The organism is Sporichthya brevicatena (assembly GCF_039525035.1).
GTDB classification, from domain to species: Bacteria; Actinomycetota; Actinomycetes; order Sporichthyales; family Sporichthyaceae; genus Sporichthya; species Sporichthya brevicatena.
Genome location: NZ_BAAAHE010000025.1, coordinates 14387 through 39889, shown reverse-complemented (window position 1 = coordinate 39889; position 25503 = coordinate 14387). Strand labels below are relative to the sequence as shown.

Annotated in this window: 23 protein-coding genes; 8 read left to right on the top strand and 15 right to left on the bottom strand. The window is 72.9% G+C overall.

Annotation, left to right across the window (positions count from 1 at the left end; all coding sequences use genetic code 11):
- Nucleotides 1-236: 236 nt before the first annotated feature.
- Nucleotides 237-1184 carry an endonuclease domain-containing protein gene (locus tag ABD401_RS15315; RefSeq protein WP_344606231.1) on the top strand — a complete coding sequence of 316 codons (948 nt, stop codon included), beginning with the start codon at nt 237-239 and terminating at the stop codon, nt 1182-1184.
- A gap of 140 nt (nt 1185-1324) precedes the next feature.
- Here ABD401_RS15315 and ABD401_RS15310 read toward each other — a convergent pair whose 3' ends face one another.
- From ABD401_RS15310 to hrcA, 4 genes are all read right to left on the bottom strand, one after another.
- Nucleotides 1325-2353: a hypothetical protein gene (locus ABD401_RS15310; RefSeq protein ID WP_344606229.1), complete on the bottom strand. Its 1029-nt coding sequence runs from the start codon at nt 2351-2353 to the stop codon at nt 1325-1327.
- Between the two features lie 212 nt (nt 2354-2565).
- The gene (locus tag ABD401_RS15305) at nt 2566-3300 is read right to left on the bottom strand and encodes a 16S rRNA (uracil(1498)-N(3))-methyltransferase (protein ID WP_344606227.1); all 735 of its coding nucleotides are present in this window, start codon (nt 3298-3300) and stop codon (nt 2566-2568) included.
- A gap of 4 nt (nt 3301-3304) precedes the next feature.
- On the bottom strand, nt 3305-4432 hold the full coding sequence (gene dnaJ / locus ABD401_RS15300) for a molecular chaperone DnaJ (protein ID WP_344606225.1): 1128 nt from the start codon (nt 4430-4432) through the stop codon (nt 3305-3307).
- A gap of 18 nt (nt 4433-4450) precedes the next feature.
- A complete protein-coding gene (gene hrcA, locus ABD401_RS15295; RefSeq protein WP_344606223.1) occupies nt 4451-5479 on the bottom strand; it encodes a heat-inducible transcriptional repressor HrcA in 1029 nt (342 codons plus the stop codon).
- Nucleotides 5480-5605: 126 nt separating this feature from the next.
- Between hrcA and ABD401_RS15290 the strand changes: the two genes are divergently transcribed.
- A complete protein-coding gene (locus ABD401_RS15290; RefSeq protein ID WP_425566167.1) occupies nt 5606-6457 on the top strand; it encodes a DUF3097 domain-containing protein in 852 nt (283 codons plus the stop codon).
- 3 nt (nt 6458-6460) lie between these two features.
- Nucleotides 6461-6844 (top strand): DUF4870 domain-containing protein, encoded by a 384-nt coding sequence (locus ABD401_RS15285; protein WP_344606219.1) that lies wholly within the window; start codon nt 6461-6463, stop codon nt 6842-6844.
- A 31-nt stretch (nt 6845-6875) separates the two neighbouring features.
- Here ABD401_RS15285 and ABD401_RS15280 read toward each other — a convergent pair whose 3' ends face one another.
- The 7 genes from ABD401_RS15280 to lepA all read right to left on the bottom strand — a co-directional run bounded on the left by ABD401_RS15280 (nt 6876) and on the right by lepA (nt 17842).
- Nucleotides 6876-8144, bottom strand: coding sequence for a PucR family transcriptional regulator (locus ABD401_RS15280; RefSeq protein WP_344606217.1), 1269 nt, complete (start codon nt 8142-8144; stop codon nt 6876-6878).
- A 32-nt stretch (nt 8145-8176) separates the two neighbouring features.
- Nucleotides 8177-9406 carry a radical SAM family heme chaperone HemW gene (hemW, locus tag ABD401_RS15275; protein WP_344606215.1) on the bottom strand — a complete coding sequence of 410 codons (1230 nt, stop codon included), beginning with the start codon at nt 9404-9406 and terminating at the stop codon, nt 8177-8179.
- 39 nt (nt 9407-9445) lie between these two features.
- The gene (locus ABD401_RS15270) at nt 9446-10078 is read right to left on the bottom strand and encodes an MOSC domain-containing protein (protein ID WP_344606213.1); all 633 of its coding nucleotides are present in this window, start codon (nt 10076-10078) and stop codon (nt 9446-9448) included.
- 63 nt (nt 10079-10141) lie between these two features.
- A complete protein-coding gene (locus tag ABD401_RS15265) occupies nt 10142-12832 on the bottom strand; it encodes an MFS transporter (RefSeq protein ID WP_344606211.1) in 2691 nt (896 codons plus the stop codon).
- A 22-nt stretch (nt 12833-12854) separates the two neighbouring features.
- Entirely contained in the window at nt 12855-13463 is a 609-nt protein-coding gene (locus tag ABD401_RS15260) for a TetR/AcrR family transcriptional regulator (RefSeq protein ID WP_344606209.1), read from the bottom strand.
- Nucleotides 13464-13579: 116 nt separating this feature from the next.
- Nucleotides 13580-15835 (bottom strand): MFS transporter, encoded by a 2256-nt coding sequence (locus ABD401_RS15255; protein ID WP_344606207.1) that lies wholly within the window; start codon nt 15833-15835, stop codon nt 13580-13582.
- A 153-nt stretch (nt 15836-15988) separates the two neighbouring features.
- Entirely contained in the window at nt 15989-17842 is a 1854-nt protein-coding gene (gene lepA / locus ABD401_RS15250) for a translation elongation factor 4 (RefSeq protein WP_344606205.1), read from the bottom strand.
- A gap of 92 nt (nt 17843-17934) precedes the next feature.
- Here lepA and ABD401_RS15245 point away from each other — a divergent pair, with 92 nt between their 5' ends.
- Nucleotides 17935-18639, top strand: coding sequence for a uracil-DNA glycosylase (locus ABD401_RS15245; RefSeq protein ID WP_344606203.1), 705 nt, complete (start codon nt 17935-17937; stop codon nt 18637-18639).
- A gap of 160 nt (nt 18640-18799) precedes the next feature.
- On the opposite strand, the gene soxR is transcribed toward ABD401_RS15245, so the two are convergent.
- Nucleotides 18800-19267 (bottom strand): redox-sensitive transcriptional activator SoxR, encoded by a 468-nt coding sequence (gene soxR, locus ABD401_RS15240; protein WP_344606201.1) that lies wholly within the window; start codon nt 19265-19267, stop codon nt 18800-18802.
- Between the two features lie 75 nt (nt 19268-19342).
- Here soxR and ABD401_RS15235 point away from each other — a divergent pair, with 75 nt between their 5' ends.
- The 4 genes from ABD401_RS15235 (at nt 19343) to ABD401_RS15220 (ending at nt 21908) form a co-directional block, all read left to right on the top strand.
- Entirely contained in the window at nt 19343-20047 is a 705-nt protein-coding gene (locus ABD401_RS15235; RefSeq protein ID WP_344606199.1) for an SDR family NAD(P)-dependent oxidoreductase, read from the top strand.
- Entirely contained in the window at nt 20044-21132 is a 1089-nt protein-coding gene (locus tag ABD401_RS15230) for an S-adenosylmethionine:tRNA ribosyltransferase-isomerase (RefSeq protein WP_344606197.1), read from the top strand. Before ABD401_RS15235 ends, ABD401_RS15230 begins: the two co-directional genes overlap by 4 nt.
- A gap of 99 nt (nt 21133-21231) precedes the next feature.
- The gene (locus tag ABD401_RS15225) at nt 21232-21438 is read left to right on the top strand and encodes a hypothetical protein (RefSeq protein ID WP_344606195.1); all 207 of its coding nucleotides are present in this window, start codon (nt 21232-21234) and stop codon (nt 21436-21438) included.
- A gap of 158 nt (nt 21439-21596) precedes the next feature.
- Entirely contained in the window at nt 21597-21908 is a 312-nt protein-coding gene (locus ABD401_RS15220) for a hypothetical protein (RefSeq protein WP_344606193.1), read from the top strand.
- Here the strand turns inward: ABD401_RS15220 and ABD401_RS15215 are convergent.
- From ABD401_RS15215 to ABD401_RS15205, 3 genes are read right to left on the bottom strand one after another with little or no spacing between them, the layout of a single operon-like run.
- Nucleotides 21892-22734, bottom strand: coding sequence for a transglutaminase family protein (locus tag ABD401_RS15215; RefSeq protein ID WP_344606191.1), 843 nt, complete (start codon nt 22732-22734; stop codon nt 21892-21894). The two genes, ABD401_RS15220 and ABD401_RS15215, sit on opposite strands and share 17 nt — an antisense overlap.
- Nucleotides 22731-23720, bottom strand: coding sequence for an alpha-E domain-containing protein (locus ABD401_RS15210; RefSeq protein WP_344606189.1), 990 nt, complete (start codon nt 23718-23720; stop codon nt 22731-22733). The genes ABD401_RS15215 and ABD401_RS15210 overlap by 4 nt, the downstream gene beginning before the upstream one ends.
- Nucleotides 23714-25312, bottom strand: coding sequence for a circularly permuted type 2 ATP-grasp protein (locus tag ABD401_RS15205; RefSeq protein ID WP_344606187.1), 1599 nt, complete (start codon nt 25310-25312; stop codon nt 23714-23716). Before ABD401_RS15205 ends, ABD401_RS15210 begins: the two co-directional genes overlap by 7 nt.
- Nucleotides 25313-25503: the final 191 nt, after the last annotated feature.

Here is a 25503-nt window from a genome sequence, read left to right as displayed (position 1 = left end):
CAGGCCCATCGCGTTGAAGATGACATCTCCACTCGCGGGGCTCGATTCCGCTGGAGATGACATCTCCATTCCGGGCTCCCACGCGGCGATGGAGGCGGCCTGTGGATAACTCGGGGGTCCTCCAGGGAAGTCGGGCCATGATGCGCGGCATGACTCCAGTGCTGCCGCAAGTTCTCGCTCCCGTAGCCCTCGAGCAGGGCGGTGTCGTCACTGCTGCACAGTGCAGCGAGGCTGGAATGAATCGCGACGACCGTCGAGAAGCGGTCCGCGTCGGCGTCCTCCACGAACTCCGCCGGGACGTCTTCACGCCGGGCGAGTACTGGCAGGCGAGCGACGAGCGAGAGCGCCATCGCATCGAGATCGCCGGCGCGCTCGTCGCACGGCGGTGGCGTCCAGGGCGGGCCGGTCCGCCGCTCCTCGCCGCCGGCGGGACGAGCGCGGGGTTCCTGCACAAACTGCCGCTGCCCGACAATCCGCGGACGGACAACAGCGTCTTCGCCGAGGCGGAAGAGCTGCGGCCCTGGGACCGCCGCCCGCACCACATCCACCTCGTCAGTGCGAACCGAGACCGACGGACGTATCGCGCAGGGGTCGAGGTCCGCCCTGCCGCACTGCCTCCGGAGCACGTGGCGGCGCAGGGAGTCATCCCGGTATGCAACCTGGCGCGGACCGCCGTCGACCTGATGCGCGACAGCACCCGCATCGAGGCGATCTTCGTCGCGGACGCCGCGATGCACTTCGGCGCGTCCCGTGCGGAGCTGCAGGCCGTGCTCGACTCCTGTCGCCAGTGGCCGAAGACCCTGACGGCCCGCCAGGCGATCGCGTTCGCCGACGGGCGCGCCGAGTCGCCGGCCGAGTCCCTGGCCCGCGTCGTGTGCTCCGACGACGGCATCGAGACCGAGCCGCAGGTGGATCTCTACGACGCGCTCGGCCACATCGGCCGCGTCGATCTGCTGCTCCGCGCCTTTCGCGTCGTGATCGAGGTCGACGGAGCGGTGAAGTACCTCGATCCCTGGTGCGGGGACGTCCACCGGGCGATCGAGCAGCAGGAGGCACGTGAGAAGCGCCTCCGCGACGCCGGCTGGATCGTCGTCCGCACGACCTGGCACGAGCTGATGAACAACCCCGAGGGGTTCCTGTCGCGCCTGCGCGCGGCCATGGCGCTCGGGCTCCGCTCCGCCTGACCGCAGCCCTCCTCAAAGTGGAGATGTCATCTCCAACCCAAACGACCCAACCCAGTGGAGATGTCATCTCCAACGAGGAAGGCCCCGCGGGGTGGAGATGTCATCTCCACCGGGCGGGGCCTTCGGGACGTTGCGGGGTGCTACTTGCCGGCGGACTTCGCGGCGTGGGGGGCGCGGGTCATCTTGCGCTCCCACTTCGCCTGCCGCTGGGCCTCGGCGGCCTGGGCCGGGGTCAGCGGGCGGGTGAGTGAGCCGACGACGGCGGCGGCGTCGAGCGGGACCGAGCCGTCCGGGGCCGAGGCGACGCGCAGGCGCGGGGCCGGGATCGCCGGGGCGGGGGTCGGGAGGACCGTCAGGGTCCGGGCGAACTCGCCGGTGTCGCCAGTCGGGACCGGACCGGGGGCCGCGGGACCGACACCGGGGGCCGCGGGACCGACGCCGGTGCCCGGGAGCGCCGGGGCGCCGGTCGCGCTCGGAGCGGCGGTGACCACCGGCTCCGCGACGGGCGCCGGCGTCGAGGGAACGGCGGGCGCGGCCGCGGCCTCGGGCCGACGGGGTTGCTCGTCGGAGCTCAGCGACCCGGACACGACGGAGTACGCGGGAACGGCGGCGGCCATCGTCAGCGCGGCGGCGAGGATCGCGCGCCGCGGGACGGGGATGCGGCGGGCCGGACGGGCAGCGCCCTCGGCGCCCTCGGTCCGGGAGAACCAGGCCGGGACCGGCAGGGCGTTCGGGCGCGCGCCGCGGGCGGCCTTGATCTCGGCGGCCTCGGCCCGACGACGGGCGCGACGCTCGGCCCGGGCGGCGCGACGCTCGGCCCGCTCCGCGCGGACGCGGGCGACGGCGATGCGGCGCTCGGCGCGGAGCTCCGCGCGGTCCTCACGCCGGTCGGCGATCACACGGCCGATGTACGCCGGCAGCTCCTTGAAGAACCAGGCGACCAGCGCGAGACCCGCGAGGATCTGACGCGGGATCCGGCCCACGAACCGGCCGGAGGCGGCGAGCGCCGTACGGATCCGGTAACCGAACATCTGGACCTGGTACGAGGTGCGCCACGCGCGGATCTGAGCTCGGGTCGCGACCGCGTAGTAGCCGAGTGCGCGGGCCAGACGTCCGAGCGCGGAGCGCACCAGGAGCAGGCGGTACGACGTCACACGTCGAGCGCTCATCGATCCCCCCGGATGCTGTGGGCCCGATCCCCCCGATCGGTCCCGCACGACACATCGTGACGACCTCACCCTTGACGCGCAGGCGATTTGGGTCCCACTTTGCGCTCGAACACCCCGACGGTCGGGACGAATCGGGCGGGATCCGGACGGATCGCCGAGCGCGTCCCCAAGAACCTCGTGACGAACAGTGACGGTCGTCAGCCGACGGTGCGTCAGGCCCAGCGGGTGGTCCGGGCCAACAGGGCCGACAGGGCCGCGACACCGGCCGTGGAGGTCCGCAGGACCTCCGGTCCGAGCCGGGAGGCGTGAGCCCCCGCCGCGGCGAACGCGGTGAGTTCGCGGTCGTCGATCCCGCCCTCGGGGCCGACGACGAGCACGATTTCTCCCGCCGACGGCAGCATCACGGTCGCGAGCGGATCTGACGCACCCTCATGCAGCACCAGTGCGAGCGCAGCGTCCGAGAGCCGGCGCGTCACCTCGGCCGTGCTCGCCAGCGGAGCCACCGTGGGGATGCGCGGGCGCCGGGCCTGTTTCGCCGCCTCGCGGGCGTGCGCCGCCCACCGCTGCGCGGAGCGTTCGCCGCGCGCCCCGGTCCACTGCGTCACGCACCGCGCCGCGGACCACGGCACGATCTCGTCGACCCCGACCTCGGTCAGCACCTCGACGGCGAGCTCACCCCGGTCGCCCTTGGGCAGCGCCTGCACGACCGTGAACGACGGCTCCGCGGGCGGCGCCTCGGTCAGCTCGCGCACCTGCAGGGTGAGGGACTCCCCCGTCACCGCCGCGACGACGCAGTGCGCCAGCGCACCGGTCCCGTCGGCGAGGTCGACCTCCTCGCCGACCCGCAGCCGTCGGACCTTCGCCGCGTGCCGGCCCTCGGCCCCGCCGAGCACGACCTCACCGGCGCCGAGCTGCCCCGGGTCGACGAAGAACAGCGGCGCCGTCACCGGATCAACGACCGCCGAAGATGTCGCGGATCTTCGAGAACACGTTGGGCTGCCCCGTCGACAGGTCGCCGGTCGGGTGCTCCTCGCCGCGGAGCCGGGCCAGTTCGCGCAGCAGCTTCTCCTGCTCGGCGTCGAGCTTGGTCGGCGTCACGACCTCGACGTGCACGATCAAGTCACCGCGCCCGGACCCGCGCAGGTGCGGGACGCCGCGGGCCGGCACGCGCTCGAGGTGCCCGGACTGCGTGCCGGGCTTCACGTTGAGCTGGAACGGCCCGTCGAGGGTCTCGATCGGGAGTGACGCCCCGAGCGCCGCCGCCGTCATCGGCAGCCGGACCTGGACGTGCAGGTCGTCGCCCTGCCGCGTGAAGTGCGGGTGCGGCGCCTCGATGATCTCGACGTACAGGTCGCCGGGCGGCCCACCGCCGGGGCCGACCTCGCCCTCGCCGGAGAGCTGGATCCGCGTCCCGGTGTCGACGCCCGCGGGAATCTTCACCTTCAGCGTCCGCCGGCTGCGGACCCGCCCCTCGCCCGCGCACTCGGGGCAGGGCGACGGGATCACGGTCCCGTAGCCGCGGCACTGGTTGCACGGCCGGGAGGTCATGACCTGGCCCAGGAACGAGCGCTGGACGCTGGAGATCTCGCCGCGGCCGTGGCAGATGTCGCACGTCACCGGCTCCGAACCGGGCGCGCAGCCGTCGCCGCCGCACCGGTTGCAGACGACCGCAGTGTCGAGCGTGAGCTCGCGGGTGGTGCCGAAGGCGGCGTCGGCGAGCGGAATCTCCAGCCGCAGCAGGGCGTCCTGGCCGCGCTGCACCCGGCTGCGCGGGCCGCGGGTCTGCCCGCCGCCGAAGAAGGCGTCCATGATGTCGCCGAAGCCGAAGCCGGCGCCCCCGAACGGGTTACCGCCACCCCCGCCGGGCTGCAGCGGGTCCGCCCCGAGGTCGAACATCTGGCGCTTCTGCGGGTCGGAGAGCACCTCGTAGGCGGCCGTGACCTCCTTGAAACGCTCCGCGGCGTCGGGCGCGGGGTTGACGTCCGGGTGCAGCTCGCGCGCGAGCTTCCGGTACGCCTTCTTGATCTCGTCCGGCGAGGCGTCCCGGGACACGCCGAGGACGCCGTAGTAGTCCGCCACCTGGTTTGTCCGCCCGTCCTACTTCTCGTCGGAGAGGATGTGGCCGACGTAGCGCGCCACAGCGCGCACCGCACCCATCGTGCCCGGGTAGTCCATCCGGGTCGGCCCGATCACGCCCAGCCGGGCGACGACCTCGCGGTGACCGTACCCGGAGGCCACGACCGAGGTACCGGCCAGGCTCTCCATGCTGTTCTCGTGCCCGATCCGCACGCTGACGTCCGGGGAGTTCGCCTGGTGCAGCAGGCGCATCAGCACGACCTGTTCCTCCAGGGCCTCGAGGACGACGCCGAGCGAGTCGGTGAAGTCCTGCCCGGCGCGCGTGAGGTTCGCCGCACCGGCCATCACGACCCGCTGGTCGTGACTGTCGTCGATCATCTCGTGCAGCGCCGCGATGACCGTCGCGACGACGGTGGCGTCGACGCTCCCCGGCGGCGCCGGCCAGTTCTCCCCCAGCAGGGTCACCGCGTCCGCGGCCTTGGACAGCCGCTGGCCGTCCATCACGGCGTTCAGCCGGGCCCGCAGGTCCGGCAGCAGGTCCTCGCTGGTCACGACGGGGACGTCGACGACGCGCTGCTCGACCCGCCCGGTGTCGGTGATCAGCACCAGCATCACGCGGCCCGGGCCCGTGGAGAGCACCTCCAGGTGCCGGACCGACGCCGTCGAGAGCGACGGGTACTGCACGACCGCGACCTGCCGCGTGAGCTGCGCGAGCAGCCGCACGGTGCGGTCGACGACGTCGTCGAGGTTGACCGCCGAGTCCAGGAACTGCTGGATCGCCCGCCGCTCGGGCGAGGTCAGGGGCCGGACCCCGGCGAGCCGGTCGACGAACAGGCGGTAGCCCTTGTCGGTGGGCACCCGCCCGGCGCTGGTGTGCGGCTGGGCGATGTAGCCCTCCTCCTCCAGCACCGCCATGTCGTTGCGGATCGTGGCCGGGGAGACGCCCAGGTTGTGCCGGTCGACCAGCGTCTTCGAGCCCACCGGCTCCTCGGTCGAGACGTAGTCCTGCACGATCGCGCGGAGCACGGCGAGCTTGCGTTCGTCCAGCACGCCGTACCTCCCCGAATCGAGCTCGACCATTGGCACTCTCACGTGGTGAGTGACAGTTTAGCTGCGCCGCGCGCCGCCCGGCTCGCTCCGCCGATCGCCGTTAACGTCTGACGGATGCGCTCGAACATGCCCGGCGACCACTACGGCGCCGACGTCCTTGCCCGGAACTGGCGGCGGCCCCGGGCCGTCCCCGCCGTTCCGGCCGACCGGGACCTCGTCGTCGAGGAGGTCGACACCGGTTTCTGCGGCGCGGTGGTGCGCTGCGACAAGATGCCCGGCGGCTGGGTGGTCACGCTCGCGGACCGGCACGACAAGCACCGCACGTTCCCGCTCGGGCCCGGCTTCCTGATCGACGGCAAGCCGGTGACGCTGACGCCCCCGAGCGCCCCCGCCGCGGCGAAGGTCCCCGCCCGGACCGCGTCCGGCTCGGTGGCGGTCCCCCGCGCCCGCGCGCGGGTGGCCCGGGCCAGCCGGATCTACGTCGAGGGCCGCCACGACGCCGAGCTCGTCGAGAAGGTCTGGGGCGACGACCTGCGGCACGAGGGCGTCGTCGTCGAGTACCTGGAGGGCGTGGACGACCTCCCCGCGATCGTCGCCGAGTTCCGCCCGGCCCCCGGGCGCCGCCTCGGCGTGCTCGTCGACCACCTCGTCGAGGGCAGCAAGGAGAGCCGGATCGCGGCCGCCGTCCGGAACCCGCACGTGCTGGTCGTCGGGCATCCCTACATCGACATCTGGCAGGCGGTCCGCCCGCAGGTGGTGCGGATCGACGCCTGGCCGGACGTCCCCCGCGGCCGCCCGTGGAAGGAGGGCGTGATCGACGCCCTCGGCTGGAACTGCGAGACCCACGTCGCCTGGAAGCGGATCCTCGCCTCCGTCCGCACCTGGACGGATTTGGAGCCGGCGCTGCTCGGCCGGGTCGAGGAGCTCATCGACTTCGTCACCACGGGCGACGCCGCCGAGGGCGCCGCCGAGGACTGAACCGTGCCCACGCAGTCCGAGCGGCGCCGGGCGGCGATCGTCCACGTGGCCTCGATCCCGGGGATGGCGATCGGCCTCGGGTTCGTCGGGCCGCTGATCGCGCTGCGCGTGCTGACCCGGGGGTCGACGTTCGTGCGCGCGCACGCCGTCGCGGCGGTGAACTTCAACGTCACGGTCGGCCTGGTCGGGCTCGCCGGGCTGATCGGGACGGCCTCACTGTCCCGGGTCGGCGACGACGGCGGACCGGACTGGGCCGCCGGCGCCACCGTCGTGCTGATCGTGCTGCTGACCGTCGGCTGGTTCCTGCTCACGGTCCGCGCCGCGATGGCGGCCCGCTACGGCGAGGCCTACCGCTACCCGGTCGCCGCGCCCTTCCTCCGGGTGTGAGGGCGGGTGTGAGGGCGGGTGTGAGGGCCCGTCAGTCGGATCGCAGCACGGCCGCGCCGAGGAGGTGGCAGGCCCGCAGGGCGAACTCGACGTCGAAGCGCTCGGCCCGCAGCGGCCGGCCGCAGAGCTGCTCGGCCTTGGTGATCCGGTACTGGACCGAGTTCTTGTGCAGGTTCAGCAGTTCGGCGGCGGCGGTGTAACTGCCGTTGGTCGCGAGAAAGACGCGGAGGGTCTCGCGCAGTCGTTCGGCGTTGTCGTCGTCCGCCGCCAGCGGCCCGAGGGTGTCGGCGACGAACGCGCGGGCCGCGGGGAGGTCCTGGCACAGCAGCGCGACCGCACCGACGTCGGCGAAGTCGGTGACCGGCGTCCCGGTCGCACCCGCGACGACGGCGACACGCTTGGCCTGCTCCGCCTGCCGGTGCGTGACCCGGAACCCGGCGAGGTCGGCGCCGGGCCGCCCGAGCGCGATCCGCGGCACGGGTCCGTCGGAGCCGGCAAGGGCGTCGGCGAGCTTCTCGACGTCCGGGCCGTCGCCCGGGCGCGAGAACCAGACGGTGGCGCTGCCCTCGTCGCGCGCGCTGAACAGGTACTGCGCGCCGACCAACGTCGCGGCCGAGGCGCAGGAGCGCTCCAGGCGGATCAGTTCGTCACCGCGCAGCGGGCCGCCCTCGTCGAACCAGAGGGCGACGGCGACGTGCACCTGCGCGAGCGGGTGGCCCAGGGCGCGCTCGGCCGCGCGGATCTCGACGTCCTCCCCCTCGAGCAGGATGCGGATCCGTGAGGCGCGCAGCGTCGAGTCGTTGCGTGCCCACGCCTCGCGCTCGGTCTCGTAGGCGAGCACGACCAACTCGGAGACGGAGTCGACGAACGCCGCGGACTCGCGCACCACCGTCGCGCTCGCGGCGGCGACGGTCTTCGGGTTGCCGTCGGGGTCGGTGCTGATCTCGTGCAGCATCGCCTCGACGAAGTCCGCGTGCCCGAGCCGGTAGGCGCGCAACAACGCCGAGAGCGGGATTCCCTGCTGCGCCAGGCGCCGGGCGTACTGCGCGGCCGCGGGCGCAGGTTCGACGACGTGCGGGTCTATCCCCTGTTCGAGCAGGTGCAGCGCGACGGCGACGTTCGCATCGGTGCTCGCGGCGAGCATCGCGCGCATCTCATCGTCGTGCTGCAGCGGCGCGATGTCCACCGTGAACCGGTCGACCATCGCCCGGATGAACTCGCCGCGGCGCGCGTCCAGCCGCCGGGCCGCCGCAGCGATGAGCGCGGCGCCCGGTTCGCGGTCGGGAACAGCGACAGGCACCCTGGGGACCATAGCCCGGCGGGCCGGTTCCGTCAGGCGGTCAGCTGACGAACCACCGCGTCGGCGAGGAGCCGGCCACGCAACGTCAGCACCGCGCGACCCGCGGCGAGCGCGGTCGCCTCGAGCAGCCCGTCGGCGGCGGCCCGCGCGGCAGCCCGGCGACCGGAGTCGTCCAGGTCGGTCAGCGCGAGACCGTCGACGAGGCGGATCCCGAGCAGGACGTGCTCCAGGTGGCGCTCGTCCGCGGACAGCACCTCCCGCCCCGCCCCCGGGCTCTGCCCGGCGGCGATGCGCGCGGCGTACTCCCGCGGGTGGCGGACGTTCCACCAGCGCACCCCACCGACGTGGCTGTGCGCGCCCGGCCCGATCCCCCACCAGTCGGCGCCGGTCCAGTACAGGACGTTGTGACGGCACCGCGCGGCCGGCGACGTGGCCCAGTTCGAGACCTCGTACCAGGACAGGCCCGCGGCGGCGAAGGCCGCATCGGCGATCTCGTAGCGCGCGGCGAGCACGTCGTCGTCCGGCGCGGGCAGCTCACCGCGGCGGACGCGCGCCGCGAGGCGGGTGCCGTCCTCGACGATCAGCGCGTAGGCGCTGACGTGGTCGGGCGCGGCCGCGAGGGCGGCTTCGATCGAGTTCTCCCAGTCGGCGTCGCTCTCCCCGGGCGTGCCGTAGATCAGGTCGAGGTTCACGCCGGAGAACCCGGCCTCGCGGGCCCAGCGGGCGCACTCGGCCGCCCGGCCCGGCGTGTGCGTGCGGTCGAGGATCTGCAGCACGCGACCGGAGGAGCTCTGCATGCCGAAGGAGATCCGTGTGAACCCGGCGGCGACCAGGCCCTCCAGCGCCTTCGCGTCGACGCTGTCGGGATTGGACTCGACGGTGACCTCAGCGTCCGGGGCGAGGCCGAACTCGTCGCGCACGACCTGCAGCAGCCCACCGAGCTGACGTGGCGTCAGCAGCGTGGGCGTGCCACCGCCGACGAAGACGGTCGAGACCGTCGGGGGCGCGGCCCCGGACGCGGCGAGCAGCCGGGCGGCGAGGCGGATCTCCGCCGCGGCCTGGTCGGGGTACTCGTCCCGCGAGGCGCCCGGGCCGAGTTCGGTGGCGGTGTAGGTGTTGAAGTCGCAGTAACCGCAGCGGCTCGCGCAGAACGGGACGTGCAGGTACAGCCCGAAGGGCCGCTCGCCCACCCCGGTCAGGGCCGCCGGTGGCAAGGCCCCGTCGGCGGGGACCGGCTCACCCATCGGGGGCGGGCCGGCCATCAGTGACGCACCATCACTTGCACGGCTTTCCGACGCGTCTCAGGACGCGCGCGCCTCGCGGGCCCAGCGGTGCACCTTGGCGGGCAGCTCGGGCACCTCGAGCAGCCCCGGCAGGTGCTGCTTCTCCGTGGTGATCGCCCGGAACACCTCGGCGATCGTGACGCCGTGCTCCGGGCGGTGCAGCACGGTGATCTCGTCACCGGCGCCGATCTCGCCCTCGACGAGGACGCGCAGGTAGGCGCCCGGGCGACCGTCGGCGGTAAACCGTTTCACCCAGCCGCGCAGGTTGCCCAGGTGGTTGCGGAACGTGCCGCACGGCGTCCGCGGGGAGGAGACCTCGAACTCCGCGTCGCCGATCCGCCAGCGCTCGCCGATCACCGCCGCCGCGAGGTCGATTCCCCCCGTCGTCAGGTTCTCGCCGAAGTTGCCGTCGTGCAGCTCGCGCCCGAGCTCGGCGGCCCAGCGGTCGAGGTCCTCGCGCTCGTAGGCGTAGACCGCCTGGTCGCGCCCGCCGTGGTGCTTGGTGTCCGCGACCTCGTCGCCGATGAGGCCGAGTTCCGTCGCCCGGATCCGGCCGGTCACCGGGCGCCGGTCGATGCTCGTGCGGCCCAGCAGGCTCCCGGGGGTGTCCACCACACGACCGACGTTGACGGACACCACCGATGCGCTCATGCGGCCATTGTGGTCGATGGGTGGATTCGGTGCCGGGGCGGCGCTGCGGACGGGCGCCCGCGCTCAGTCCTCGTGCGCGAGTGTGATCGGACTCACCGGCGTCTCCCCGGCGCCGGCGACGACCTCGGCCTCCGCAGGCGGGTAACCGACGGCGCGCACGGTGTAGGCGCCGGCCTCCAGATCGGTGAACCGGTAGGCCCCGTCGGCGTCGGTGCGCGTGACCGCGACCTCGACGCCGTGGGAGAGCAGGCTCACCCGCGCGTCCGCGATCAGCCAGCCCTCGGGGGTCTGGGCGATCCCGGAGATCACGCCGCTGCCCCGGACCTCGACGTCCCGCTGGACGCGACCGCCCGGCGGGATCGTCACCGGCACGGCCACCGGCCGGGAGGCGGAGGCGAACACCGCGAGCGTCCCGTCGGTGATCGTGAGATCGACGAGTTCGTAGGCACCGGTCGCGTCGGTGCGGGTGCTGGCCGCGACCGCGCCGTCGAGGCTGGTCAGCGTCACCAGCGCGCCCTCGACCCCACGGCCGGCCGCGTTGGTGACGACGCCGGAGAGCCGGGACGCCCCGGCGACCTCGATGTCGACCTCGACGGTCGGCGCACCCGGGCCGGGCAGCAGCACGGTGCGGGCCTGCGGCAGGTAACCCTCGTGGCGGACCACGAGCAGCGCCTCGCCGCCGGCGAGCGACGCGAAGTCCGCGACGCCGGACGCGTCGGTCTCACCCCGGGCGACCTGCCGGCCGCCGGGGTCGAGCAGGGTCACCCCGGCACCGGCCACGCCGTCACCCGGCGCGCCGCTCGCGCCGGCCCGCCGGACCCGGACCCGCAGGGCCGGCCCCGGCGCCGCGGCGTACGCCGGTGCCGGCGCGGGTTGCGGGATCGGTGCCGGCGCGGGCTGCGCGATCGGCTGCGGGATCGGCTGCGGTGCGGGGACGGGGCTCTGGGTCGATGCCGGGGGCGCGTAGGCGGGTGCCGGCACGTGGGCGCCGTTGCCGTTGCCGTTGCCGTTGGCGCCGTAGGAAGGGTCGGTCACGTCGCTGGCCTCCAGGAACACGGCGGGGATGCTAGCCCGGCCGGACGGCTGAGCGGGGAAATCGTGGCGAACGGAGGACTCCGTGGGGGCCGGGACCGCGAGCGCGGGTTCGGCGACGGGGCCCGGAATCGGAACCTCGCCCAGGCCCGGCTGGGCGACGAGTCGGTGCACGTTGACCAGCAGCACGACCGCGAGCGCGGCCGCCGCGAGGATCAGTCCGGCGACCAGGCTCGCGCGGGCGTAGCCCTCGACCTGGGCGTCGATCAGGGTCTGCGGGTCGATCGAGCGGTTCTGCAGGTAGTCGGCGGTGCGGTTCGCGGCGACCGTCGAGAGCAGCGCGACGCCGAGGGACGCACCGATCTGCTGGGTCGCGTTGACGACGGCGCCGGCGACCCCGGCGTCCCGCGGCGGGACGCCGTGCGTCGCGGCGTTGAACGCGGGCACGAACACCGCGCCCATCGCGACGCCCATGAGCATCAGGGGCGCGAGCAGGTCGGAGAAGTAGCTGGAGTCGGCGCTGATCCGCGACATCCAGATCAAGGCCACGGCCGCGCCGACGAGACCGAGGCCCATCAGCAGACGAGGCGCGACCTTCGGCATCAGGCTGCTGATCACCGCCGAGGCGACGATGACACCACCGGTGACCGGGAGGAACGCGACGCCGGTCCGCACCGGGGAGAACTCCAGCACGCCCTGCAGGTAGAAGGTCAGGAAGAAGAAGGCGCCGATCATGCTCAGCGCGGCCAGGGTGATCGCGAGGTTCGACCCGCCGCGCGTCCGGTCGCCGAGGACCCGCAGCGGCAGCAGCGGGTTCGCGACGAGCTGCTGACTCAGGACGAACAGGATCAGCAGGCTCAGGCCGATGAACAGCAGCCAGAGCGTGCGGGTCTCGGTCCAGCCGTTCCGCTCGGCCTCGGAGAAGCTGTAGACGACGGTGACCAGACCGCCGGTGGCGAGCACGGTGCCGATCAGATCGAGCCGGCCCGGGTGCTCGCCGCTGAACTCGTCGAGGAACAGGAACGCGCCGAGGATCGACACCGCGGCCAGGGGGACGTTGACGTACATCGTCCAGCGCCAGTCGGCGTACTCGGTGAGGATGCCGCCCGCGATCAGGCCGACCGCCGACCCGCCGCCGGCGACGACGCCGAACACGGCGAAGGCCTTCGCCCGCTCCCGGACGTCGACGAAGGTGGTGGACACCAGTGCGAGGGCGGCCGGGGCGAGCAGCGCACCGAACACGCCCTGCGCCGCGCGTGCGACCAGCAGCGTCTCCAGGTTCTGCGCGGCCCCGCCGAGGGCGGACGCGACCGCGAAGCCGCCCAGCCCGATCACCAGCGTCCGGCGCAGGCCGAGATAGCCGGCGATCCGGCCGCAGAGCAGCAACAGGCCGCCGAACGCCAGCGAGTAGGCGGTGATGACCCACTGCCGGTCGGCCGACGCGAGCTCGAGATCGGTCGAGAGCGCCGGCAGCGCGACGTTGACGATCGTGCCGTCGACGACGATCAGCAGCTGCGAGGACGCCAGGACGAGCAGGCCCAGCCAGCGCCGCCGGTGCGCCTTCTGCTCCAGGCGGGCGGCCTCGACCTCCGGGGAGAACTCGGTGGCCGACACCGTGCCGGGCACGGGTTCGGCGTCGACCCCGACCGGCACACGGCGCGGGGGAACCGGTGGGAGCCCCCAGTCGCCCGTGGGGCGCTCCTCGTGCGAGCGCGACGCCATGGTGTGGTCCGCGGCGCGGGGGTCAGGCGCCCGGAGGCAGCGTGAGGGTCAGCAGCGGGATGAGGACGTTGTCGACCAGCCGGGCCAGCACGTCGTCGTCGACGGTCTCGCCGGTGAAGAGCAAACGGGTGAGCACGGTGGCGGTCGCGAGCTGGCGGATCAGTTCGGCGTCCGGGTTCCGGATCGCCCCGTCCTCGGCGTACCGGTTGAGCAGGGACGCGGTGACCGACTGGCACTGCTTGATGTCGGCGCGCATGAGCCCGGCCAGTTCGGGGTCCTGCTGCATCGCGGACACCATGCCGGCGAGGAGCGCACCCCGCTCGGTGAGTCCGTCCCGCAGGTCGTGCAGCAGGGTGAGCAGGTCCGTGCGCAGGTCGCCGGTGTAGGTGACCGAGAACGGCTCCTCGTTCAGGTGCCGCACGGCCGCCGTCACCAGCGCCGGCTTCCCGGGCCAGCGGCGGTAGATCGTCGCCTTGCTGGCGCGGGCGCGGGCGGCGACGGCGTCGATCGTCAGGCGTTCGTAGCCGATCTCGGTGAGCAGCTCCGCGCAGACCGCGAGGATCTCCCGCTCGCGCGGGGTCACGTCTTCGGCGTCGACCTGGGTCGTGGTCGCGGCGATCGTCGAGGTCACCGGACCACTGTAAGCGCCCTGGTGAACGGCTCCGTACCGAAGAGTCCAGCGGGCAGCAAAGGCTTCCCTGCGCCCGGCCCGCTGCTGAGCTCGACTCAGCAGCGGGCCGGCGGGACTCAGGAGGTGCTGAGCGGGTCCGAGACGGTGGCGTCCTCGGGGTGCGCGAGCGTGATCGGGTCGACCTCGACCGGGGCGCCGCCCGGCCGTCCACCCACCCGGACGGTGGCCGTCGAGGGTCCGTAGCCCGTGGCGAGCAGGGTGTAGTCGCCCTCCGGCACCCCCGTGAAGGCGTAGCGCCCCTGCGAGTCGGTGCGGGTGACGGCGCACTCGACGCCGTTGACGTCGATCAGGCTGACCCGGGCGTCGGCGATCAGCCAGCCCTGCGGGGTCAGCGCCTCGCCGGTGATCAGCGTCGCGCGGATCGGGTCGGTGTTGAGTTGGACGTCCGCCTGCGCGGTCCCGCTCGCCGGCACGACGACCGGCTGCGCGAACGGCGCGTACGACGGGTGGATCGCCACCAGCAGCGCCTCGCCACCGGGCAGGTCGTTGAGCTCGCAGCGACCGATCACGTCGGTGTCGGCGACGGCGATCTGACGACCCGTCGCGTCCAGCAGGCTGACGGCCACGCCCATCAGCGGACGGCCGATCGCGTCGACGACGCGGGTCGCGATGCGGCCGGTGCCCAACGCGACCGGCATCGGCACGCCGTTGACCGGGTGCACCCCGATCGCCTCCTCGGCCTCGGCGACCGCGAAGGCGTCACCGGTGCGACCGGTGGCGTCGACGTGCGCCAGCTCGGCCTGCGGGTGCTCCTCGGGCGTGGGCTCGAAACCGTTGACGGCCTCGCCCTCGGGGGCGGGCTCGCCGTGTCCGTGGCTTGCCTTCTTCGCGTTCACGAGTACCACGGTAAGGGCTGCGGCGAGCAGCATGATGATCATCGCCCACAGGGTCGCCCGGGCGTAGCCCTCGACGTCGCCGTCGAGCAGGTTCGCCGCGGTCTCCTCCTTGCCGGCGAGGAAGTCGGCCTTGCGGCTCGCGGCGACCGACGACAGCAGCGCGAGACCGAGCGCGCCACCGACCTGCTGGGCGGTGTTGATCAGCGCGCTGGCGACGCCCGCGTCCTGCGGCTGCACGCCCCAGGTCCCGACGTTGAAGGCCGGGACGAACACGCAGGTGATCGACAGACCCATGATCACCATGCCGGGGATCAGGTCGAGCAGGTAGCTGCTCTCGGCGTCGAGCCGGGTGAACAGCCCCAGCGCGATCGCCGTGCCGATCAGACCGCCGGCCATCAGGGCACGCGGCGGGTAGCGGTGCGAGTAGCGGGTCAGGAACTCCGAGGACGCGACGATGCACAGCGTCACCGGGAGGAAGGCCAGACCGGTCTTCAGGGCCGAGTACCCCAGGACCTCCTGGAAGTAGAAGCTCATGAAGAAGAACACGCCGAACAGGCCGATGACCGTCAGCATCACGGCGAGGTTCGCGCCCGCCCGGTTGCGGTCGGCGAGCACCCGCAGCGGCAGCAGCGGGTTGGCGATCATCCGCTGACTGACGATGAAGACGATCAGCAGCGAGCCGCCGATGCCGAACAGCCAGAGGGTGAACGGCTCGGTCCAGCCGGAGCGCTCGGCCTCGGAGAAGCCGTACACGAGGCTGACCAGACCGGCGGTGGCGAGCACAGCGCCGATCCAGTCGAGACGACCGGCGAACTCGGCCTTGAACTCGTCGAGGAACGCGAGCGTGCCCCAGATCAGGATGAGCACGACCGGGACGTTGATCAGCATGGTCGCGCGCCAGCTGACCGCCTCGGTGAGGACACCGCCCACGACCAGGCCCGCCGCCGACCCGGCACCGGCCACGGTGCCGAACAGCGAGAACGCCTTGATGCGTTCCATGGGGTCGGTGAAGGTGTTCGCGAGCAGCGCGAGGCCGGCCGGGGCCATCAGCGCGCCGAACACACCCTGCAGCGCGCGGGCGGTGAGCATGAGCTCGAAGTTGGGGGCGAAGCCGGCGAGCGCCGAGGCGACGCCGAAGCCGATGATGCCGATCAGGAACGTCCGCCGGAGCCCGAGGTAGTCGGCGATCCGGCCGCCCAGCATGAGCAGGCCACCGAAGGCCAGGGCGTAGGACGTGATGATCCACTGCCGGTCGGCCTCGGACAGCTTGAGGTCGTCGCTCATCGCGGGCAGCGCGACGTTGACGACCGTGCCGTCGAGGACGATCAGCAGCTGGCAGCCGGTGATGACCAGCAGGCCGAGCCAGCGGCGACGGGCGGCCGCGGCCGCCCGCTGCGAGTCGCCGGCGGCGGACTCCCCCGCCTCCGGTGACTGTGGCGCCCCGGCGTCGGCCGGCGTGGAGGCGACAACCGCCATGCGTGCTCCCCTGGATGTTTCGTACGGCAGGGGGCCACCCTAGGAGCCGAACAGTACGGCTCCGTACTCGGGCAGCCCAAGTTCCGGTAGGAACTCCCCCGGCGGGGGATTATTTCCGCGAAGGCGGCGTGTCGTCGCCCGAGTTTTTTCGGGCTACTTCTTCTCGCCCCGCTTGTCGCCGGCCTCGTCGGTGGAGAGCGCCGCGATGAAGGCTTCCTGGGGGACCTCGACCCGGCCCACCATCTTCATCCGCTTCTTGCCCTCCTTCTGCTTCTCGAGCAGCTTGCGCTTACGGGTGATGTCACCGCCGTAGCACTTCGCGAGGACGTCCTTGCGGATCGCGCGGATGTTCTCGCGCGCGATGATGCGGGAGCCGATCGAGGCCTGGATGGGGACCTCGAACTGCTGACGCGGGATCAGTTCCCTCAGCTTCTTGGTCATCCGCGTCGCGTAGTCCGGTGCCTTGTCCCGGTGCACGATCGCGGAGAAGGCGTCGACGGGCTCGCCCTGGAGCAGGATGTCGACCTTCACCAGGTCGGCCGTCTGCTCGCCGTTGATCTCGTAGTCCAGGCTCGCGTAGCCGCGGGTGCGGGACTTCAGCGCGTCGAAGAAGTCGAAGACGATCTCGGCGAGCGGGAGCGTGTAGCGCAGCTCGACGCGGTCCTCGGAGAGGTAGTCCATCCCGCCGAGCGTCCCCCGGCGCTGCTGGCAGAGCTCCATGATCGCGCCGACGAACTCGCTGGGGGCGAGCACCGTCGCGCGGACGATCGGCTCGTAGATCTCCCGGATCTTGCCGTCGGGGAACTCGCTCGGGTTGGTGACGACGAACTCCTTGCCGTCCTCCTTCACCACCCGGTACACGACGTTGGGGGCGGTGGAGATCAGGTCCAGGCCGGCCTCGCGCTCGAGGCGCTCCCGGATGATCTCGAGGTGCAGCAGGCCGAGGAAGCCGCAGCGGAAGCCGAAGCCCAGCGCGGCGGAGGACTCGGGCTCGTAGACCAGCGAGGCGTCGTTGAGCCGCAGCTTGTCGAGCGCCTCGCGCAGCTCCGGGAAGTCCGAGCCGTCGATCGGGTACAGCCCGGAGAAGACCATCGGCTTCGGGTCGCGGTACCCACCGAGGGCCTGCGTCGTCGGCTTGAGCGCGTCGGTGACGGTGTCGCCGACCTTGGACTGCCGGACGTCCTTCACCCCGGTGATGAGGTAACCCACCTCGCCCACGCCGAGGCCGGCGGCCGGGATCGGTTCCGGGGAGATGACGCCGATCTCGAGCAGCTCGTGGGTCGCCTTCGTCGAGAGCATGAGGATCTTCTCGCGCTTGCTCAGGTGACCGTCGATGACGCGGACGTAAGTCACGACGCCGCGGTAGGTGTCGTAGACCGAGTCGAAGATCAGCGCCCGCGCCGGGGCGTCCGGGTCACCGACGGGCGGCGGGACCTGGGCCACGATCTCGTGCAGCAGGTCCGTCACGCCCTCGCCGGTCTTGCCGCTGACCTTGAGGACGTCGTCGGGCTCGCAGCCGATGATGTGCGCGAGCTCGGCGGCGTACTTCTCCGGCTGCGCCGCCGGCAGGTCGATCTTGTTCAGGACCGGGATGATCTGAAGGTCGTTCTCCAGCGCCAGGTACAGGTTCGCCAGCGTCTGGGCCTCGATGCCCTGCGCGGCGTCGACGAGCAGCACCGCACCCTCGCACGCCGCGAGGCTGCGCGAGACCTCGTAGGTGAAGTCGACGTGGCCCGGGGTGTCGATCAGGTTCAGGACGTAGACCTGGCCGTCCAGCCCCGTCCAGGGGAGGCGGACCGCCTGGCTCTTGATGGTGATGCCGCGCTCGCGCTCGATGTCCATGCGGTCGAGGTACTGGGCGCGCATGGTCCGGTCGTCGACGACGCCGGTGAGCTGCAGCATCCGGTCCGCGAGGGTCGACTTGCCGTGGTCGATGTGAGCGATGATGCAGAAGTTGCGGATCAGCGCCGGGTCGGTCCGGTCCGGCCGGGGGGAGGTCGGGGGCACGCTGAAGTCCGTTCCAGTTCTGCGAGGGGCGGGCGCGACTCGTCGGCGAGCGCGCGGTCGACTCCGCCAATCATCCCACTAACCTCGGGCGGGTGACGGCACCCACGGCACCCACCGCACGCACCGGCCGCCCACTGAGCGAGATCGTCGAGCCCGGGTGGGCCCGGGCCCTGGAACCGGTGACCGACGTCATTGCCGGAATGGGCGAGTTCCTCCGCGCCGAGATCGCCGCCGGGCGGCAGTACCTGCCGGCCGGGACGAACGTGCTGCGGGCGTTCACCCGGCCGTTCGACGAGGTCCGCGTGCTGATCGTCGGGCAGGACCCCTATCCGACCCCGGGCCACGCGGTCGGGCTCTCGTTCTCCGTCTCCCCCGAGACGCGCCCGCTTCCCCGCTCGCTGATGAACATCTACCGCGAGTACTGCTCCGACCTCGGCCTCCCGCCGCCGAGCAACGGCGACCTGAGCCCCTGGAGCGATCAGGGCGTCCTGCTGCTGAACCGGGTCCTCACCGTCGCGCCCGGCGCCCCCGCGTCCCACCGCGGCCAGGGGTGGGAGCAGGTGACCGAGCAGGCGATCCGCGCCCTCGTCGCCCGGGACCGCCCCCTGGTTGCGATCCTCTGGGGCCGCGACGCCCAGACCCTGCGCCCGATGCTCGGCGACACCCCGACGATCGCGTCGGCCCACCCGAGCCCGATGTCCGCCGACCGCGGGTTCTTCGGCTCCCGCCCGTTCAGCCGGGCCAACACCCTCCTCGCCGACCTCGGCGCCCCACCCGTGGACTGGCGCCTCCCCTGACCCCCTCGTCCCACGAGGGGTGACACCCCTTCTGGCGGGGCGACATAGATGTCGGCCAGGGGTGACACCCCTTACTCCGCAGTAAGGGGTGTCACCCTTTCTTTTCCACAGGCCGGGGGTCCGGCGGCGGGGGCGCCGGGGCGTGACCAGGGTGTTGAGCTCAGGAGTGGTGGGGCTCGCGGATCACCTTCGGGAGCCGCTGGGCGCCGGGGCCGCGGGTGCCGGCGACGTCGCCGGGGTTGTAAAGCGCGCACCGCTGGAGCGACAGGCACCCGCAGCCGATGCAGGAGTCGAGGTTGTCGCGCAGCGCGGTCAGGCCCTCGATCTGCGCGTCGAGGCGGGCGCGCCAGTGCCGGGACAGGCGGGCCCAGTCGGCCTTCGTCGGGGTCCGGGTGTCCGGCAGTTCGGCGAGGGCCTCGCGGATCTCCGCGAGCGGGACGCCGACGTTCTGCGCGGCGCGGATGAACGCCAGGCGCCGCAACGCGCTGCGGGGGTAGCGGCGCTGGTTGCCCGACGTGCGCACCGCAACGACGAGACCTTCCTTGTCGTAGAAGCGGATCGCCGACGTCGCGAAGCCCGCACGCTCGGCGACCTCCCCGATCGTGAGCAGTTCCTCCGCGGGTTTCATCGCGCTCCTTGACTTCAAGTTCACTTCAACTTGCAGTCTGCTCACCGTACCCCGATGAGGCAGAAGGAGCACACGATGAGCGCACTGCAGACACCCCGGGCCGTGGTCACCGGCGGCTCGCGCGGGTTGGGCCTGGCCCTGACCCGAGAGCTCGTCTCCCGCGGCTGGCACGTGGTCGTCGACGGCCGGGACCCCGACGTCCTCGCCGCCGCGGTCGCCGGGCTCCCCGACCCGACGCGGGTGACGGCGATCGCCGGTGACGTGGCCGACCCGTTCCACCGCGCCGCGCTGGTCGAGGCCGCGGGGCCGCGCGTCGACCTGCTGGTGAACAACGCGAGCGTCCTCGGCGCCGTGCCGCTGCCCCCGCTGGCCACGTACCCGCTCGCGGACCTGGAGCAGGTCTTCGCGGTCAACACCGTCGCGCCACTGCGGCTGGTGCAGCTGCTGCTCCCCGCCCTCGAACGAGGACGCGGCCGGATTGTCAACGTCTCCTCCGACGCCGCCGTCGAGGCCTACCCCGGGTGGGGCGGGTACGGGGCGTCGAAGGCGGCCCTCGACCTGCTCAGCGCCGTCCTCGCCGTCGAGCACCCCGCGGTGCGGACGTACGTCTTCGACCCCGGCGACATGGGCACCGAGCTCGCGGCCGCCGCGGGCGAGGACCCGGCCGGGCGGCCGGCGCCCGAGTCCGTCGTCCCGGCGCTGCTCCGCCTCGTCGAGGACGACCTGCCCAGCGGGCGCTACACCGCGGAGGCCCTGCGCCCGGTCGGGGCGACCCGATGAGATTCCGGACGCTGCCCGCGCCCGCGATCGCATTCGAGCTCGGCCCGGAGCGGGAGGCGGCGATGCCGCCGGAGCGTCGCGGCCTGACCCGCGACGGGGTCCGTCTGCTGGTCGCGACGCCGGAGACGGTCGCGCACCGCCGGTTCTCCGACCTCCCGGCGCACCTCTCCCCCGGCGACCTGCTCGTCGTGAACACCTCGGCGACGGTGCCCGCCGCGCTGGAGGGTCGGCGCGAAGACCGCCGGCCGACCGTCGTGCACGTCTCGGCCGAACTGCCCGACGGAAGCTGGGTCGTCGAGCTCCGCCGCCCCGACCGCGCCGGTCCGCAGTGGGACGGCGCCGCCGGGGAACGGGTCGAGGTCAAGGGTCGGCTGCGCCTGCGCCTGGTCGCGCCCTATCCGGAACCGGCCGCGTCGAGCCGATTGTGGCGGGCGGTCCCGGAGACGCCGGTCGCCCTGCTCGACCACCTCGCCCGGCACGGCCGGCCGATCCGGTACGCGCACCACTCCGCGCGGTTCCGGCTCGACGAGCACCAGACCGTCTACGCCGACCGGCCCGGCAGTGCCGAGATGGCGAGCGCGGGGCGGCCCTTCACCCCGGAGCTGCTGGTCCGGCTGATGGCGCGCGGCGTCACCGTCGCCCCGGTCGTGCTCCACGCGGGCGTGTCCAGCCAGGAGGCGGGCGAACCACCGCTGCCCGAGCGGTTCGCGGTCCCGCCCGACACCGCGCGGCTGGTGAACAGCGCGCGCTGCGCCGGTCGCCGGGTCGTCGCGGTGGGGACGACGGTCGTCCGGGCCCTCGAGTCGGCGTCCGACGCCGACGGGCTCGTCGAGCCGGCCGCGGGCTGGACCGACCTCGTCCTCGGCCCGGACCGTCCGGCGCGGGTGGTGGGCGGGCTGATTTCCGGCCTCCACGCCCCGGAAGCGAGCCACCTGCTCCTGCTGGAGGCGGTCGTCGGCCCGGACCTCGTCGCCACCGCGTACCGCGCCGCCCTCGGCCGGGACTACCTCTGGCACGAGTTCGGCGACTCGACCCTGTTCCTGCCCGGGGCAGTGGCGGGGCCGGCGATCCTGGGAGCGGCCTGAAGGGTTGCTGGACAGGCATTGAGGGACCGGCGCGGGGCGGGCGAGCGATGTTCCCTGGAGTGGTACGACCGCCCACTCATCGAAGGAGCTGAGTCCGCCGTGCGCATGCTCCGGAAGCTTGCCAAGGCCGAGGCCAGGGTCGCTGCCCTGACCGAGGAGTCCACCGCGCTCGCCCTGCGCCGCAGCCAGGCCGAGACCGCCCTCGCCCAGAGCGAGGTTCACCGCCTCCGCGCCGAACTCGACGCGCTGTCGGTCCGCTACGCCGCACTGGAGCGCCGCCTCACCGCGGAGCAGATCGCGAGCTGACGTGCCTCGGTCGGCCGGGGTTGGCCGGGGATTCCGGGGGGATCCCCGGCCAACCTGTGCGCCAGATATGAGTTGTTTTCATGGATGACCCGACGGGGTACGAGGACGGACGCCCGCAAGCCCGCCCGCCCGACCCGTGAGGGGCTGAATCCGCCGCAATGGGAGTTCTCCGCAAGATCACGTCCGTCAGCACGTTCGGCAAGGTCGCCTTCCGGACCCCGGAGGAGGAGGCGGAGCGCTCCGCGCGTCGCTTCGCCAAGGCCGACGCCAAGGTCGCCCGGCTCGCCCAGGCCTCGGCCGAGCTCGCCGCGCAGCGCAGCGCCGCCGAGGCCGAGATCGCCCGGCAGGAGGCCGCCGAGCTCCGCGCGAACATCGACGCGCTCCAGGCCCGCTACGCCGACGCCCGCCGCGCCACCGAGAGCGAGCGTCCTCGTCGGACGCTGGGCCGACCGGTCAGGCCACGCGCGTGACGTCGACCTCGACGCTGAGCGAGGTACCGCCCGGCCCGGCGTAGACACCCTTGTGCGGCGGGACGTCCCAGTAGTCCCGGCCGCGGGCGACGACGACGTGCTCGACGCCGACGGGCTTGCCGTTCGTCGGGTCGTAGGGCGTCCACGCGCCGTCCCACCACTCGACCCAGGCGTGGCTCTGGCCGGTGACGGTCTCACCGATGCCGGCCTCGGGAGCGGGGTGCAGGTAGCCGGAGACGTAGCGGGCCGGGACACCCAGCCCGCGCAACAGACCCACCGTCAGATGCGCCAGGTCCTGGCAGACCCCGGCGCGGGCGTCCCACGCCTCCTTGGCGACGGTGTGGACGCCGGTCGAGCCCGGCACGTACCGGACCTCCCCGCGCAGCCACTCGGCGCAGGCGCGCGCCGCCTCCGCGGGGGCGGCGTCACCGACAATCTCGCGGACCTGCTCGATCAGGTCCGGACCGACCTCGGTGTGCGCGGTCGGGCTGAGGTACTCGACGTGGGTGTCGCGCACGCGGTCGTCGCGCAGGGTCTCCCAGCCGACAGCCCCGCCGCCGGGCGGGGTGTCCGCGGTCTCGACGACACTCGTCGCCGTCAGCGCCAGCGTCCGGTGCGGGACGTGGACGTCGAACGCGGTGACGTAGGCACCCCAGTAGTCCCAGTACCGCGAGCCGGTCGCGGACGGGCTGACCTGGATGCGCGCGTCCAGCGTCGACTGCGCGGCGTCGTTGAGCGGAGTCATGCGGACCTCGTTGTAGGAGGCGAGCACCTCGCCCTCGTAGTCGATCCGCGTGCGGTGCTCGATCTTCAACCGCCAGGTCACGACGCCACTCCCACCGACGAGTCGTCCGCCGGCGCGAGGCCGGTGACGGTGTCGCCGCTCTCGGTCGACCAGGTCATCTGCGCGATGCGCGGGAAGTACCGCGCCGCGATGGCGTCGTTGACCATCGAGCAGGTGGCCTGCAACCCCTCGAGGTCGGAGGAGAAGTCGGCCAGCAGGTCGCCGGGGCTGCGGAACTCAAGGTCGGCGCGGGCGCGGCCGAGCAGCCGGCGCGCCTCGTCGGCGACGCCGCTGCGACCCGCGTCGGGGTCGAGCATCGTCAGGCAGCGCTCGGCGCCGGACAGGGCGGAGAACACCGACCGCGGCGAGAGCCGATCGATCATCAGGAACTCCGCGGCCCGGTCCTCGCGCACCGGTCCGCGGTACGTGCGCAGGTAGCTCTCGTACGCACCGCAACTGCGCAGCAGCGTCCCCCACGTCGGCGCGCGGCCGCCGGGGAGCGTCCGGAGCATCAGCAGACGGGCCGTCATGTCCGCGCGTTCGAGGCAGCGACCGAGCGTCAGGAACGTCCAGCTCTCGTCACGGCTCATCGTGGTGTCGACGAGGCCGGACATGATCGCCGTCGACTCCCGCACCCAGCTGAAGAAGCCGTGTGGACCGAAGCGGTCGGCGCGGCGACGCTGCTCGGGCAGGTCGATCCAGGTCGAGTTCAGCGCCTCGAAGATCTCGGCCGAGATGGTCTCGCGCGCGCCACGGGCGTTCTCGCGCGCGGCCGACAGCGAGCCGGCGATCGAGCTCGGGTTGTTCTGGTCGTAGGCGAGCTGGGCGAGGACCTGCGCGGCCGACTTCGCCTCCGCTCCCCCGTCGACGCCCATGACCTCCATCAGCGAGGTGCAGACCCGCGCCTCGTCGATCCACGGGTCCTCGACGAGCATCTGGACGTGCACGTCGAGGATGCGTGCGGTCGAGTCGGCCCGCTCCAGGTAGCGACCGATCCAGAACGTGGACTCCGCGATCCGGCTCAGCATCGCGAGCTCCCCTGCTGCTGTTGCGCCGCCTGCCGGTGCAGGGCGGGCACGGAACCGAGCGTGCGCGGGCCGGGGTCGGACGCGGTGCCGCGCGGTGCACGCTGACTGGCCTGCACCGGCTCCTCGGCGACGGTCGGCGCCTTCGGGACGTCCGGGTCGTTCGGCCCCGCGAGAACCCAGGTGTCCTTCGACCCGCCGCCCTGGGACGAGTTCACGACCAGCTGCCCCTCCGGGAGCGCGACACGGGTCAGGCCGCCGGGCAGGACGTAGATCTCCTTGCCGTCGTTCAGCGCGAACGGGCGGAGGTCGACGTGACGCGGCCTCAGCTGATCCTCGATCAGCGTGGGCACGGTGGAGAGCGAGACGACCTGCTGGGCGATCCAGCCTCGCGGGTCGGCCGCGACGCGGACCGCGAGTTCGCCGAGCACGTCCTGGTCGGCCCGCGGCCCGATGACGATGCCCTTGCCGCCGGAGGCGTCGACCGGCTTGAGCACGAGCTCGCTCAGGTGCGCGAGGACCCACTTCAGCGTCTCGGGGTCGTCGAGGCGGTAGGTCTCGACGTTGGCGAGGATCGGGTCCTCGTTCAGGTAGTACCGGACCATGTCCGGCACGTAGCTGTAGACGAGCTTGTCGTCCGCGATGCCGTTGCCGACCGCGTTGCAGATCGTCACCCCGCCGTCCCGAGCGGCGTTGAGCAGGCCCGGGCAGCCGATCACCGAGTCGGGGTTGAAGTGCAGCGGGTCGAGGAAGTCGTCGTCGATGCGCCGGTAGATGACGTCGACGCGCTTCTCCCCCGACGTGGTCCGCATGTAGACGCGGTTGCCGCGGCAGACCAGGTCGCGACCTTCGACGAGTTCGACGCCCATGAGACGGGCGAGCAGCGCGTGCTCGAAGTACGCGGAGTTGTAGATGCCCGGGGTGAGGACGACGACCTCGGCGTCCGGGTTGCCGTCGGGCGCCGCGGCGCGGGCGGCCGCGAGCAGGCGCTGCGGGTAGTCCGAGACCGGCATGATCCGGTGCGAGGAGAACGCCTCCGGCAGGCCGTGCGTCATCGCGCGCCGGTTCTCGATGACGTAGCTCACACCGGACGGCGTCCGGATGTTGTCCTCCAGGACGCGGAACTGGCCGGACTCGTCACGGATGACGTCGATGCCCGAGACCAGGACCCGGACCCCGTTCGCCGGGACCACGTCGGCCGCGGCCCGGTGGAAGTGTGCCGAGGTCGCGATCAGCCGCCGGGGCATGACGCCGTCGGCGAAGATCTGCCCCGAGTCGTAGACGTCGGCCAGGAAGGCCTCGAGCGCCCGGACGCGCTGGGCGACGCCCTCGGAGAGGACCTCCCACTCCTGGGCGGTGATGATCCGGGGAACGATGTCGAGCGGGAACGGCCGCTCCTCGCCGCCCAGCGCGAACGTGACGCCGCGGTCGAGGAAGGACAGCGCGAGGGCGTCGGCGCGGGCGCGCAGCTCGTCACTGGGGAGCGAGCGGACGGTGTCGTAGACCGCCTCGCACGCCGGACGGGGCTTCCCGCCGTCCGAGAACATCTCGTCCCAGGCCGAGCCGAGCGGGTAGTCCTGGAACAAGTCGGCCATTGGCTCAGCGTATGCCCGCGCTGTTTCGAAGAGTTTTCACCGCAACCCGTACGCTGCACGGCGTGTCCACCCCGCACCGCCGGGGGTGGCGCCGGCGCCGGTTTGGTGGCTTCCGGACAGCGCTGGTAACCTCGGCGGTCGCGCTCGGCGTGCGCATTCGCGCACGCCCGCGTTCCGATGGACTCCGAGAC